Here is a 14,177-nt window from a genome sequence, read left to right on the forward strand (position 1 = left end):
TTTATTCACCCGTCACCAAAGCTTCACCCAATCGTCAATGTGCCGACATGAATGCCCTGCTAAGCGGATGGCGCTTTTGCACTCCGTTCTATGGGGACATCATGAAGAACGTTCTTTTTGCTTCCGTATCACTTTTCATGCTCGCCGCAGGCTCTGCCTCCGCCGACCAGCAGCTTTTCCCGGCGAAGCTCGCCGGCCAGGCCATCCTGCCTGCCAACACGCTGACCCCGGCTCCGGCCGATGCACCGGCCTTCCTGAAGACCTCGGGCAAGTTCACCACTCCCGACCGCAAGCGCACCGAAAAGCTTGGCACTGTCGACGGCAAGGACGGCGCCCGCGTCACCGACGTCAAGCTGCCGCTCGACGGTCAGCCGATCCAGGGCTTTTCCGGCATCAAGACCATGCCCGACGGCACCTTCTGGACGCTCTCCGACAACGGCTTCGGCTCGAAGTTCACTTCCTCCGACTCCATGCTGTTCCTGCATCAGCTGAAGTTCGACTGGAACGCCAACAAGGTTGACGTCGTCAAGAACATCTTCCTGTCCGACCCGAACAAGATCGCTCCGTTCCCGATCGTCACGGAAGCCTCCGACACCCGTTATCTCACCGGCGCTGACTTCGACATCGAATCCGTACAGCCGGTTGCCGACGGCTTCTGGCTCGGCGACGAATTCGGTCCCTATTTGCTGAAGATCGATACCGAAGGCCGCCTGACCGACGTGATCCCCACCACGCTCGATGGCAAGCCGGTCCTGTCCCCCGACAATCCGCTGATCCAGCTCCCGGGCAATCCGGCCGCCAAGAACCCGGTCTTCAACCTGAAGCGCTCCGGCGGCTTCGAGGGCCTGGCCATGTCGAAGGACGGCTCCAAGCTCTACGGCCTGCTCGAAGGCGCCATCTACAATGACGGCCAGATGGAAACAGTTGACGGCCACACTGCCATCCGCGTCATCGAATTCGACGTCGCCTCCAAGAAGTGGACGGGCCGCAGCTGGCTCTATCCGTTTGAAGACAAGGGTGCTTCGATCGGCGACTTCAATATGCTCGACGAATCCACCGCTCTCGTCATCGAGCGCGACAACGGCGCCGGTACGAAGGACAAGGCTTGCGCCGATCCCAAGCAGCCGAAGCCGGATTGCTTCGAAGCTCCGGCCGAGCTGAAGCGCGTCTACAAGATCGAGTTCAACGACGCCAACGTCGGCAAGGCAGTCCGCAAGATCGGCTATATCGACCTCCTGAACATCCAGGATCCGGACAACAAGAAAAAGGCCGGCGATATCGCTGGCGTTTACAACATGCCGTTCGTGACGATCGAAAACGTCGACCGCGTCGACGCCACCCACATCATCATCGGCAACGACAACAACCTGCCGTTCTCGGCCGGCCGCACCGTCAACAAGGCCGACAACAACGAGTTCAGCATCCTCGAAGTTGGCGAGTTCCTGAACGCGAAGTAATTCGGTTTTGGTGTGAGATTGAGAGGGTGGTGCGAAAGCGCCGCCCTTTTTTGTTTCCCGATGCCAGAGAAGGCCTATTCGAACCGGAACGCCAGCCGCTTGTTTGTCAGCTTCGACAATTGCTGCAGGCGGCCATCCAGCCGCTCGCCGGCGAAGTCGTGGTACTCGTGCGGCACCACGAATTCCAGATCGAGATCAGATGACAAAGCCTTGCGGAAGGTCAGGTTGCGCACGATGCCCGGCATGGAGGCCGAGAACAGGTAGACGACGCGCAGTATGCCGCCGAGCAGCTTGGCGCGATCGACAAATTGCGGACCGGCGATCGAAGCGAGCGGCGCCGTGGAGCCATCGTCGTGCAGGCCTTCGAAGCGATAGTAATTAGTCAGGGCAATGAAGGCACGGCCGGGGTGGCTGATGCCGACGAAGGACGAGTGGGCAATGACGTTCAGCGCCTGAGCGCCGCGATAGTCGGGATGGGCGCGCCAGCTGATATCGGCAAGCAGGCAGGCTGCCTGACGGTAGCGGCTTTCCTCGTCGGTTTCCTGAACGCCGAAGAACGGCATCATACGGCCGGTCCAATCGGCCAGCTCGCGGGCATGTTCCGGAGAGCGGGCGCGCAGGATGGCAAGCTCGCCCGCAGCGGCCAGCAACGGATCGGTGCGGCGTTCGGATTCGGACAGCAACGAATAGAGATAACCTTCGCGCACACCCTGCGCGGAGAAGGAGATCACCGAAGGCTTCATGGCATTCAGCACTTCCTTCATGGCGATGGCGCCGAAGGGCAGCAGCGAACGGCGGTGCTTGGAAACGGCCTGCAGAGCCGGTTCCTTGGAATCCTTGGCCATGACGACCTGATCCAGGAATTGCGTCATGCCCTCGAGGGAGACCTCGTAGCCCTGCATCATGTGCAGTGGATAACGGGTAATCTCCATGTGCAGCTTGGCGATATTTCGCCAGGTGCCGCCGACAGCATAGAAGGTTCGCCCTTCCCCCTTGGAGAGAAGCTTGGCAGTCTTGACCTGCTTGCGGGCAAAAGCGCGCGCCTTGGCGAGCGAGCCACCGGCATATTCGGACAGGCGCAGGCCGCCAAGCGGCAGGGTAATACCGCCGCTGACATCCTTGCCCCTGATATCTATCAGTTCCAGAGAGCCGCCGCCGAGGTCGCCAGCAATGCCATCGGCTTTGTAGAAACCGCTGATAATGCCGAGCGAAGCGAAACGTGCTTCTTCCTCGCCGGATAGTATACGGATGTGCCGCTGCAGGATCGTTTCGGCCTGATGGATAAAATCAGGCCCGTTGCTCGCCTCGCGCGCGGCAGCCGTCGCCAACACATACATGGTGGCGGCGCGCGCCTGATCGGAGAGAGCCTTGAAACGATGAAGGGCCTGAAGCGCCCGTGCGACGCTTTCCTCATCCATCTTGCCCGTGAGGGCTATGCCCTTGCCGAGACCGCAGAGAACCTTTTCATTGAAGAGAATGGTCGGCGAACGAGACAAGCCTTCGTAGACGACCAGACGGATGGAGTTCGATCCGATATCGACAACGGAGACCGGGGCGATACCCGGAAGTCGCCCCTGGGCTTCAGATTCAACCATTAGGTCCAGTTTACTTGTTGTTCCGGCCTTCAAGCAGACCGGCGATCAGCTTCGGCGCACTCGATTTCAGAGCTTCACCACGGCCGGACAGGCTGGGATTGGTCATGAAATACTGCTGCGCATTAAACGGTTCTTCGCCCTTACGCACTTCCATGCGCCGTGACGTACCGTCGGGCAATATCTCGTAGCTTTGTTGATTGTCAATCACGTTGCCGAGCATAATCTGTGACAAAACCTGCTCGTGAACGGTCGGATTCGTCAGCGGAACGAGCGTTTCGACACGGCGATCGAGGTTTCTCGGCATCATGTCCGCCGAGCCGATATAGACCAGAGCCTTATCGGACGGCAGGCCATAACCATTGCCGAAGCAGAAGATGCGGCTATGCTCGAGGAAACGACCGATGATCGATTTCACGCGGATCCTGTCGGAAAGACCAGGCACCAGAGGGCGCAGGCAGCAGATACCGCGCACGACGAGATCGATCTCGACGCCGGCACGGCTAGCCGTATAGAGCGCGTCGATGATATCGGGGTCGACAAGCGAATTCATCTTCATCCAGATCGCCGCCGGGCGACCGCTGCGGGCATGTTCGATCTCTTCATTGATGTGTCGAATGATGCGCGAACGCAGCGTGTAAGGCGACACGGCAAGCTGCATCCCCTCTTCCGGCTCACCGTAACCGGTGATGAAGTTGAAGATGTTCGCCATGTCGTGGGCGATGACAGGGTTGCAGGTGAAGAAGGACAGGTCGGTATAGATCTTCGCTGTGATCGGATGGTAGTTGCCGGTGCCAAGGTGGCAGTAGGTTCGCAGCTTGCCTTCTTCACGGCGCACCACAAGCGACATCTTGGCGTGGGTCTTGAGCTCGATAAAGCCGAAGACGACCTGCACGCCGGCCCGTTCAAGGTCGCGCGCCCAGCGGATATTGGCCTCTTCGTCGAAACGCGCCTTGAGCTCGACCAGCGCCGTCACCGACTTTCCGGCCTCTGCGGCATCGACAAGAGCACGCACGATCGGACTGTCGTTCGATGTACGGTAAAGCGTCTGTTTTATCGCCAGGACGTCAGGATCATGCGCAGCCTGGATAAGGAACTGCACCACCACGTCGAAAGATTCGTAGGGATGGTGGACCACCATGTCCTTTTCTCGGATGGCGGCGAAGCAATCACCGGCGTGTTCACGGACGCGTTCCGGAAATCGGGCGTTATAAGGCGGAAAACGCAGATCGTCGCGCGGCGCCTTGGTGATTTCAGAGAGCGTGTTCAGCGCCAGCAAGCCCGGCAGAACGGCAACGCGATTGTCCGGAATGCTGAGCGCCTGGACCACGAACTGGCGCAGCGAGGCCGGCATTTCGGAATCCGTCTCGATGCGGATGACCTTGCCGCGACGGCGGCGCTTCAGTGCGGTTTCAAAGAAGCGGACGAGATCTTCGGCCTCTTCTTCGACTTCGATATCGCTGTCTCTGATAACGCGGAAGGTGCCCGAGCCCTGCACCTCGTAACCTGGATAGAGCCGGTGGATGAAGATGTTGGCGACGTCTTCCAACGTAATATAGCGGATCGTGTTGCGGTCATCGGGCAGGCGAACGAAGCGATCGAGCGCCGGCGGCAGGCGCAGCAGCGCCGTCATCGGCTCACGGCCGCTTCGGCTGATGAGTTGCAGGCCGATCGAGAAGCCGAGGTTCGGAATGAACGGGAACGGATGGGCCGGATCGATGGACAGCGGCGTCAGCACCGGGAAGATCGATTGCTCGAACTCGTTTGCCAGCCACTGGCGATCGGCATCGCTCAACGCACCGGGACGCACGATCAGGATGTCTTCCTTGGCGAGGTATTGTTGCAGGACGGCAAGCGAGGCCTGCTGCTCCATCTGCAGATGGTCGATTTCGCTGAGGATCGAGTCGAGCTGCTCTGCGGGCGTACGGCCATCCGGGCTCTTGACGACGATGCTCTGGCGCACCTGGCCTTCGAGGCCGGCAACGCGCACCATGAAAAATTCGTCAAGGTTGGCGGCCGAGATCGACAGGAAGCGCACGCGCTCAAGGAGCGGATGCTCAGTATTCAGCGTCTCTTCAAGGACACGTCGGTTGAACTGCAGCCAAGAGAATTCTCTGTTGATGAAGCGCTCGGGGCTGGAGAGAAGCTGCTCCAGCGGCGGCAGGTCTGCATTGTTGTCCGGAGTGGGTTCCTGATGTTCCTGATATGCGCTGTCCATGGTCCACTCACCCCGCTTGCAATCGCTTTTGGCGAATATATCAGTTTCACGACGGAACTGTGACAGTCAATCGCCGGAGCCGGAATTACCCAATTCATTCAATACTTCGGCAGCGAGAGTACGGGTAATTCTTGTGCCTCTGGAAAGCGCCAGCCGATCGAGCCTTTCGACAATCGTCTGGGCGGCGTTGAGCGACCGCTCCATGCGATTGACGATATAAAGGACGAGTTTGTCATCTATATAAAGCTGCCGGTCGGCAAAGAGCTTGACGATGACCTGCGACAGCAATTCTTCGTCGGGTTCGCCGATCTCCACGACCGTCGCGGCCTTCAGGCGCGAGCGCAGATCGGGCAGCGTGACCGACCAGGACATGGGCCAGAGGCGGCTTGTCATCAAAAGGCTGGTGCCGTTTTCCCGCACGCTGTTGATGACATGGAAGAGCGAGGCGTCATCGAAGCCTGTCCGGTCGACATCCTCGAACAACACGGGGCCGTTGGCGGCCGCAACTGCTGCTTCGGAACCAGCGGTGGGATGGATGAGTTCTGCCCCGCTCAGTTCCCTCCAGATGCCGGCGAGATGCGATTTGCCGGAGCCGACGGGACCCGCAAGGATGACGACCGGCGATGGCCAGTTCGGCCAGGCATCGACGATCGAAATCGCGGCAGCGAGGCGCTCCGACATCAGGAGGTCGTCGCGGCCGGTAGCAGCGTCATGCGAAAAGGCCAAGGGAAGCTGTTCTCCGGCCTTGCGCTTCGGATCAGCGTTCTTCACGTCATTCATCGGAAACAGAGTTCGTCTTCCCGGCCCGGCCGCTCGGCAACCTGCCATAGTAGAGATCGCTTTGAAGGTAGCGCGAAAGCGCAAAGCGGACAAGAACGCCGACGGCAGCAGCGGCCGGCACCGCGATCAGCAGGCCGACGAAACCAAAGAGCGCGCCGAAGGCAAAGAGCGCGAACATCAGCCAGACGGGATGCAGGCCGACGCTCGAGCCGACGAGCTTCGGCTGGAGGATGTTACCTTCCAGGAACTGGCCGCTGAAGAAGACGGCAAGAACAGCGATGATCCAGATATAATCCGGCCAGAACTGGACGATCGCCACACCGATTGCCAGCACAAGCCCAACCATCGAACCAACATAAGGGATGAAGCTTATCATGCCGACGAAAAGGCCGATAAGCAGGCCGAAATTCAGGCCGACGATCGAGAGGCCAGCAGCGTAATAGATGCCGAGGATGAGGCAGAGCGAACCCTGCCCTCTGATAAAGCCGGCAATCGCCTGATCCATCTCCCTGGCGATCTGGCGGACGTCTTTCACATAATTGCGCGGAACCCATTCATCGACCTTGGAGACCATGCGGTCCCAATCGAGCAATATATAGAAGGCGACAACCGGGGTGATGACGAGCAGCGAGATGACGTCGACGATCGCCTTGCCGGAATTCCATATCTGGCCGAAGAGCCCCGTCAGGAAACCCATGCCTTCCGACAGGATGGTCGAGAAATTATTCTTGATGGTGCCAAGCTGGCTTTTGATCCAGCCGGGCAACACAGAATCCTGATAGTCCGCGATGAATTGCTGCAACTGGGTGATGTAGCCCGGCAGGCGCTGGGCGAAATCGTTGAACTGGTTGATGAGCACGGGAATGAGGATCATCAGCGCCAACGCAAAGACGATGACGAAGGCTACCAGGATGACGATGGTCGCCATCAGGCGGCTCAAGCCCAGCCGCTCCAGCCTGTCGGCCACCGGATCGAGAAAATAGGCGATCGTCATGCCGGCAATGAAGGGCAGCAGGATCGAGCTGAAGATGTAAAGGAAGGCGACGAAGAAGAGCAGAACCGTCGCCCAGAAGATGACCTGGCGCTTCAATATCGTTCCGCTGACCTGTTGTGGCATCGCTTCCCCGCTGCTCGCTCGCCCCTGCCCATGCCGCTTTAGAACGACCCTGGCCGCTCCAGCACATAGGATGGAGGCGCAAAGATGGTCAACCCTATTGCACCGAATCCGGAAAGCGTGCTGGGAAGAACTGGAAATTGGGGGCTTTTCCCATGCAACGCTTGCATAAAGCGCCCTCTCATGCAATTGCGACCGGCATGTGACGCGGTCTCGTCCGCAGCGTTAAAAACCCTCCGGAGATCAGCATGAGCCAGTCTGGAAAAAACGGCCTGACCTATAGCGACGCAGGCGTCGACATCGATGCCGGCAACTTGATGGTGGAAAAGATCAAGCCAGCCGTGCGCTCGACGCGCCGGCCGGGCGCAGACGGAGAGATCGGCGGCTTCGGCGGTCTCTTCGACCTCAAGGCTGCCGGTTTCACGGATCCCGTGCTGGTCGCCGCCAATGACGGCGTCGGCACGAAACTGAAAATCGCCATCGATGCCGACTATCATGACACTGTTGGCATCGATCTCGTCGCCATGTGCGTCAACGATCTCGTCGTGCAGGGCGCAGAGCCGCTGTTCTTCCTCGACTATTTCGCGACCGGCAAGCTCGATCCCGATCAGGGTGCCGCGATCGTCGGTGGCATTGCTGCCGGCTGCCGCGAGGCGGGCTGCGCGCTGATCGGCGGCGAGACGGCCGAAATGCCGGGCATGTATTCCTCGGGCGATTATGATCTCGCCGGCTTTGCAGTGGGTGCGGCCGAACGCGGCAAGCTGTTGCCGTCGGGCGATATCGACGAGGGCGACGTCATTCTTGGCCTTTCCTCATCCGGCGTCCACTCCAACGGCTTCTCGCTGGTGCGCAAGATCGTTTCGCTTTCCGGCCTCGGCTGGGATGCACCGGCACCGTTTGCCGAAGGCAAGAAGCTCGGCGAAGCACTGCTGACGCCGACCCGCATCTATGTGAAGCCGCTTCTGAAGGCGATCCGTGAGACGGGCGCGCTGAAGGCGCTGGCGCATATCACCGGCGGCGGCTTCCCGGAGAATATTCCGCGCGTGCTGCCGAAGCATCTTGCAGCCGAAATCGATCTCTCGGCCGTCAAGGCGCCCGCCGTCTTCTCATGGCTTGCCAAGACCGGTGGCGTCGAGGCCACGGAAATGCTGCGAACTTTCAACTGTGGCATCGGTATGATCGTCGTCGTTGCCGAAGAGAATATTGCCGCCGTTTCCAAGGCGCTTGAAGCCGAAGGCGAGACGGTCGTCACGCTCGGCCGCATGGTCGCCCGGGCCGAGGGCGCAGCCGGCACGATCTACAAGGGCACGCTCGCCCTATGAGTTCGCCGCGCAAACGCACTGTCGTCTTCATTTCCGGCAGCGGCTCCAACATGATGGCGCTGGTGCAGGCGGCAAAATCGGCCGATTATCCGGCCGAGATCGTTGGCGTGATCTCCGATAAGGCAGATGCGGGCGGGCTTGCCAAGGCGGCCGCCGAGGGTATTCCCACCTTCGCCTTCGTGCGCAAGGACTATGCGAGCAAGGACGAACACGAGGCGGCGATCCTTGCCGCGCTCGACGCGCTTTCGCCCGACATCATCTGCCTTGCCGGTTATATGCGGCTGCTTACTGGCGCCTTCATCCAGCGTCATGAAGGCCGGATCATCAATATCCACCCTTCCCTGCTGCCGCTTTTTCCGGGACTGCATACGCATCAGCGGGCGATCGACGCCGGCATGCGGATCGCCGGCTGCACCGTGCATTTCGTCACCGAAGGCATGGATGAAGGCCCTGTCATCGGCCAGGCGGCCGTACCGATACTGACAGGCGATACCGCCGATGCGCTGGCCGGACGCGTGCTGACCATCGAGCACCAGCTTTATCCGCAGGCGCTCAAGCTCTTTGCCGAAGGCAAAGTGAAGATGGAAGGCGGCAAAGCAATCGGGGCGACAGCTTCCGCCGCCGCCCCCAAATCCCAGCTCATTTCGCTGATCGCCGACTGACGCTTCAACTTCAGGCCGCGAGGGCCTGAAGCGGATGCAGGGTGCCGTCGCTGTAGACGAACTGGCCGCCGCGGAACGTGGCGCGGATGCGATGCACGTCGCCCGGCTCGATCACAACCATATCGGCGCGCTGGCCGATGGCGATCTCGCCGCGATCCATCAGGCCGGCGGAACGCGCCGCGTTTGATGTCGCCATCGCGACCGCGGCCGGAAGACCGCCCTCGACGGTTTCTGCCAGCTTGAAGATGCCGGGCACGAAAGCCGCTGGATGATAGTCGGCGGCAATCACGGTCAACAGACCGGCCTTTGCGGCATCGAGCGCGCTCAGATTGCCGGACATGGACTTGCCGCGCAGTGCGTTCGGCGCACCCATCAGCGTCCAGAGACCACGGCGGCGGGCTTCCTCGGCCGCCGGCAGCGTTACCGGGAATTCGCTGATCGTGACGCCGAGATCGAACATTTCGATGACCTTCTCGACGCTGTCATCGTCGTGCGAGGCGAGCGAGAGGCCATGCTTCTTCGCAAGCGCGACGATGTCCTTCAGCTTGGCGTCGATCTCGGGATTGTCACGCATGGCGATGCGCTTGGCGACAACTTCGGCGGCCATTTCCTCGGATATGGCGCGGCGCTCGGAAATGCTCTGGATATAGCTCTTGATGTCATTGTACTGGCCCTGCCCCGGCGTGTGGTCGGTCAGCGAGACCATGTCGATATGGCCGGCTTCCAGCAGGCGCTCCAGAGTCGGCGCCGCACCGATATTGGTAATCTCGTAGCGGGCATGGACGCGGTGATCGATCAGCAGATTGTCGCGTAGCGTGTTGATGCCTTCGATGACGGCCGATGTCGTCTCCAGCGAGCGGACGTGGCCGTAGACGCTTTCCGTCGCAAAGGAGACGGCGGCGAAGGCCGTGGTCACGCCGGCAGCCGCGAGCTTCTTGTCCAGTTCGTGGATGCCGAAATCGATCGGCATATGGGCGTTCGGGCGCGGCGCAATCTCGCGCTCGATCATGTCGCCGTGCAGATCGACGAAACCCGGCATCAGCAGACGTCCGCCGCCGTCGATCACGGCATCGGTGACCGGCTCTGGCCGGATCTCGACGATCACACCGTCTTCGATCCGCACAGAACCTTCGCTCACAACCTCGCTGGGCAAAACGAGGGTGAAATTACCGAGCCACATGGGCTTTCTCCTGACCGCATCCGATGATTGTTAAAGGGCAGCGCTTAGTCCCGCATCATGACAATTGCATGAAGAATTCCCAGAAACTCAGCCAAGGCGAATGGACGGGCAGACATCGCGTTGCACGCCGAGCGATCAGCCGGAAAGCAGGCCCTTGTTCGACAGAATCCACTGCAGCAGCATGATCGTCTTGAGATCGATGATCTCGCCCTTTTCGATCATCGCGACAGCCTCCGGCAGCGGTATTTCCAACACCTCGATATCCTCGTGCTCCTCCGCCAAACCGCCGCCGTCGGATGTGCGGTCGGCGGTATCGATTGCCGCTGCAAAGAAATGCACGACCTCGGTGATGGAGCCTGGAGCCGTGTAAGATTTGAACAGGAAGCGGACGTCACGAATCGTATAGCCGGTCTCTTCCATCGCCTCGCGGCGGATGGCGGCTTCGGGTTCGTCTCCGTCGAGCAGGCCGGCCGGGACTTCGATCATCCACGCTGGGTCGCCATTCACGTGGGCCGGCAGGCGAAACTGCTTCACCAGAACGACGATATCGCGCTTGGGATCGTAGAGCAGGATGCAGGCGGCCGGCGTGCGGTGATAGACCTCACGCGGAAGGCGATGGGTCTCACCCTTCCGGTCGGTATAGTCGAGCTGATAGCCGACCAGCTTCGTCCAGCCGTCGGACAGGATTTCCTTGCCGACGATTTCCACTTTTGCCTTAGATTGCGTCATATGACGTCCTTGCGAAGCCAGACCTTGTTGTCGTGGACGGCAGCGCCGCCATAGGGCGCCACGGGATCGGCGCCGGTGAGAACGTTGATGCCTTCGCCATCGACATGCGCCTTGTTGGGCCAGAGACCCTCGGCAATCAGGACGCCAGGTTTAACCTCTGTTGTCACGCGGGCATGAATGCGCAGGTCGCCGCGCACATTGCCGATATGGACGAGATCGCCATTGTCGATGCCATTGGCTTCGGCATCGGCGGGATTGATCATCACTTCCGGGCGACCTTCCTTCTGGCGCGACGTCTTGGTTTCCGAAAAGCTTGAATTCAGGAAGTTGCGCGCCGGCGAAGTCGCCAGGCGGAAAGGATGCTCGGGATCGGCGAGCTCGATGACGTCGACCTGATCCGGGAACGGCGGGAGCTCTGCATAGGGGCCGAGCGTACCGACGGAAGCCGGCGGCTTGTTCGGGGCGGGACCGTTCACCCAGTCCGGCCGGAAATGAAACTTGCCGTCGGGATGAGCGAAACCATCAAGATAGTGTGCTTCCTCGAAGGCCGGCTGGCGGTCGAACCATTTATGTTCGAGGAAATGGTCGTAGTCCGGCAGGTTGCTCGCGGCCAGGACGCGGTCGACCATCTCGCGCGCCGTGAAGCCGAAGCCGGGGCGATCGGCGACACCGAGGCGTTTTGCCAGTTCCTCGATGACGAAGAGGTTGGTGCGCACGGTCGGTGGCGGTTCGACGAGTTTGGGGCCGAGCAGGATGTGGTTCTGGCCGCCGGCGCGGTAGATGTCGTCATGCTCGACGAACATGGTGGCGGGAATGACGATATCGGCCATTTCGGCCGTCTCGGTCATGAACTGCTCGTGGACGGCGACGAAGAGGTCGTCGCGCGCAAAACCGCGCTTTACCAGCCGCTGTTCCGGGGCGATATTCACGGGATTGGTGTTCTGGATCAGCATGGCCGTCACCGGTCCGCGATGGCGGAGTGCGACGGCATCGCCGGTCAGCGCACGGCCGATCTGCGACTGGTCGATCATGCGGATATCGGCATCCTTCATCGACTTGCCGGTCAGCTCCGCATTGTTCATGCGGAAGATATCGCTGTTGGAATGGAAGGCGCCGCCGCCCTCATATTGCCAGGAGCCGAGCACTGTGGCGACGGAGGCAGCCGCATGCATGGCGACCGCGCCATTGCGCTGGCGGGTGAATCCGTAGCCGAGACGGAAAAACGTCTTCTTGGTCGTGCCGACGAGCTTGGCGAAGACTTCGATTTCATCGACCGAAAGACCTGTTATCGCGGCCGCCCATTCCGGCGTCTTTGTTTGCAGATGCGCTTCGAGGCCGGCGGGATCGTCGGCATATTTCGCCATGTAATCGCGGTCGGCATAACCGTCGCGGAAGGCAATGTGCATGACGGCGCAGGCAAGTGCTGCATCGGTACCGGGCTTGACGATCAGGGCCATGTCGGCCTGTTTCATCGTCGGATTGTCGTAGATGTCGATGACGACGATCTTCGCGCCGCGTTCCTTGCGCGATTTGATTGCGTGGGTCATCACATTGACCTGCGTGGCGACCGCATTGGTGCCCCAGATGACCACGCAGTCGGTGCGCGCCATCTCGCGAGGGTCGGGCCCACGCAACATGCCGGTCGCCATGGTGAAGCCGGTCCAGGCGGGGTTGGTGCAGATCGAGGAGAAGAAGCCGGAATAGCGCTTGGCGTGGCGCAGGCGCTCGATCGAGTCGCGCTGCACCCAGCCCATGGTGCCGGCATAGAAATAGGGCCAGATGGCTTCGCTGCCGTCCTTCGCCTCGGACTTCACGAAGGCTTCGGCAATCTCGTCCAGCGCGTCGTCCCAGGAGATCTGCTGCCACTGCCCTGCCCCCTTGGCGCCGGTGCGCCGCAGCGGATGCATGAGACGATCCGGATGGTAGAGCCGCTCGGCGTAACGGGCGACCTTGGCGCAGATGACACCTGACGTATAAGAATGATCGTTGGCGCCCCTGATACGGCCGATGCGGCCGTCTTCCGTAAGGTCTATCTCCAGTGCGCAGGTGGAGGGACAGTCGTGCGGACAGGCCGTGTGACCGATCCGGGATTTGGCGTGGATGGGGGTCGCAATGTTCATGCGATTTCTATATGCCAAGGCTCGACCGCCCAAAAGGCACAAAAACTCCCAATGATCCGAATTCATAACAGGCATCAGCGAAAATGAACTATCGCCACATCTACCATGCAGGCAATTTTGCCGATGTCCTGAAGCATGCAGTGCTGGCGCGGCTGATCCGTTACATGCAGAAAAAGGACGCTGGCTTCCGGGTGCTCGACACGCATGCCGGCATCGGCCTCTACGATCTCTCCTCCGAGGAAGCGCAGAAGACAGGCGAATGGCATGATGGCATCGGCAAGCTCCTGGAAACCGATCTCGGGCCGCAGGTCTCGGAGCTTCTGGAGCCCTATCTCTCTGCAGTCCGCGAACTGAACCCGCAGGGTGGCCTGCGCTTCTACCCCGGCTCGCCGAAGCTCGCGCGCATGCTCTTTCGCCCGCAGGACCGGCTTTCGGCGATGGAGCTACACCCGGAAGATTTTGTCCGGCTGCATCGCGTCTTCGAAGGCGATCATCATGCGCGCATCACCGAACTCGACGGCTGGCTGGCGCTCGGCGCGCATCTGCCGCCCAAGGAAAAGCGCGGCATCGTGCTCGTCGATCCCCCTTTCGAGGAGGATGGCGAATATGAACGACTGGTGGATGGCTTCGCCAGGGCCTACCGGCGTTTTCCTGGCGGCACCTATTGCCTCTGGTATCCGCTGAAGAAGGGCGCGCCGATCAAGGAATTCCACGAGGCTCTGCAGGCGACAGACATTCCGAAGATCCTCTGCGCCGAACTTGCCGTGCGCAGTGATCGCGAGACGACGGGCTTGACCGGATCGGGCCTCATCGTCGTCAATCCGCCATTCACGCTGAAGGACGAGCTGCACCAGTTGCTGCCGGCCCTGAAAGACCATCTGGCGCAGGACCGTTTCGCCTCGCAGCGTGCCTTCTGGCTGCGCGGTGAAACGAAGCCCGCCAAGGCCGACTGACCCGTTCCCCGGCGCTCGGGATAGTCCGGCGCCATCTGCATTTCCAAAAG

Annotated in this window: 11 protein-coding genes; 4 read left to right on the forward strand and 7 right to left on the reverse strand. The window is 60.7% G+C overall.

Translation table 11 applies throughout. The features are described from left to right. The first annotated feature begins 101 nt into the window (after positions 1–101). Positions 102–1,457 (forward strand): esterase-like activity of phytase family protein, encoded by a 1,356-nt coding sequence (locus tag AC1DNW_RS02395; RefSeq protein WP_113308423.1) that lies wholly within the window; start codon positions 102–104, stop codon positions 1,455–1,457. A gap of 74 nt (positions 1,458–1,531) precedes the next feature. Here the strand turns inward: AC1DNW_RS02395 and ppx are convergent, their stop codons facing one another. The 4 genes from ppx to AC1DNW_RS02415 form a co-directional block, all read right to left on the reverse strand. After that, entirely contained in the window at positions 1,532–3,052 is a 1,521-nt protein-coding gene (gene ppx, locus AC1DNW_RS02400; protein ID WP_113295274.1) for an exopolyphosphatase, read from the reverse strand. A gap of 10 nt (positions 3,053–3,062) precedes the next feature. After that, positions 3,063–5,267 carry an RNA degradosome polyphosphate kinase gene (locus AC1DNW_RS02405; RefSeq protein ID WP_113295273.1) on the reverse strand — a complete coding sequence of 735 codons (2,205 nt, stop codon included), beginning with the start codon at positions 5,265–5,267 and terminating at the stop codon, positions 3,063–3,065. A 66-nt stretch (positions 5,268–5,333) separates the two neighbouring features. Continuing rightward, the gene (gene hdaA / locus AC1DNW_RS02410; protein WP_113308422.1) at positions 5,334–6,047 is read right to left on the reverse strand and encodes a DnaA regulatory inactivator HdaA; all 714 of its coding nucleotides are present in this window, start codon (positions 6,045–6,047) and stop codon (positions 5,334–5,336) included. Then, positions 6,040–7,164, reverse strand: a complete 1,125-nt coding sequence (locus AC1DNW_RS02415; protein WP_113295271.1) for an AI-2E family transporter — start codon at positions 7,162–7,164, stop codon at positions 6,040–6,042. Before AC1DNW_RS02415 ends, hdaA begins: the two co-directional genes overlap by 8 nt. A 245-nt stretch (positions 7,165–7,409) precedes the next feature. On the opposite strand from AC1DNW_RS02415, the gene purM reads away from it, so the two are divergent. Together purM and purN are read left to right on the forward strand one after the other, a co-directional pair. Next, positions 7,410–8,483, forward strand: a complete 1,074-nt coding sequence (gene purM, locus AC1DNW_RS02420) for a phosphoribosylformylglycinamidine cyclo-ligase (protein ID WP_113308421.1) — start codon at positions 7,410–7,412, stop codon at positions 8,481–8,483. Continuing rightward, positions 8,480–9,145, forward strand: coding sequence for a phosphoribosylglycinamide formyltransferase (gene purN / locus AC1DNW_RS02425; protein ID WP_113308420.1), 666 nt, complete (start codon positions 8,480–8,482; stop codon positions 9,143–9,145). The genes purM and purN overlap by 4 nt, the downstream gene beginning before the upstream one ends. A gap of 10 nt (positions 9,146–9,155) precedes the next feature. Here the strand turns inward: purN and AC1DNW_RS02430 are convergent, their stop codons facing one another. The 3 genes from AC1DNW_RS02430 to AC1DNW_RS02440 all read right to left on the reverse strand — a co-directional run bounded on the left by AC1DNW_RS02430 (position 9,156) and on the right by AC1DNW_RS02440 (position 13,240). Next, the gene (locus AC1DNW_RS02430; protein ID WP_113308419.1) at positions 9,156–10,325 is read right to left on the reverse strand and encodes an alpha-D-ribose 1-methylphosphonate 5-triphosphate diphosphatase; all 1,170 of its coding nucleotides are present in this window, start codon (positions 10,323–10,325) and stop codon (positions 9,156–9,158) included. A gap of 135 nt (positions 10,326–10,460) precedes the next feature. Beyond that, positions 10,461–11,054, reverse strand: a complete 594-nt coding sequence (locus tag AC1DNW_RS02435) for an NUDIX domain-containing protein (RefSeq protein WP_113308418.1) — start codon at positions 11,052–11,054, stop codon at positions 10,461–10,463. Beyond that, the gene (locus tag AC1DNW_RS02440; protein WP_113308417.1) at positions 11,051–13,240 is read right to left on the reverse strand and encodes a molybdopterin oxidoreductase family protein; all 2,190 of its coding nucleotides are present in this window, start codon (positions 13,238–13,240) and stop codon (positions 11,051–11,053) included. The genes AC1DNW_RS02435 and AC1DNW_RS02440 overlap by 4 nt, the downstream gene beginning before the upstream one ends. A gap of 17 nt (positions 13,241–13,257) precedes the next feature. Here AC1DNW_RS02440 and AC1DNW_RS02445 point away from each other — a divergent pair, with 17 nt between their 5' ends. Next, positions 13,258–14,127 (forward strand): 23S rRNA (adenine(2030)-N(6))-methyltransferase RlmJ, encoded by an 870-nt coding sequence (locus AC1DNW_RS02445; RefSeq protein ID WP_113308416.1) that lies wholly within the window; start codon positions 13,258–13,260, stop codon positions 14,125–14,127. The last annotated feature ends 50 nt before the right edge of the window (positions 14,128–14,177 follow it).

Source organism: Rhizobium sp. 05L429, from assembly GCF_056397645.1.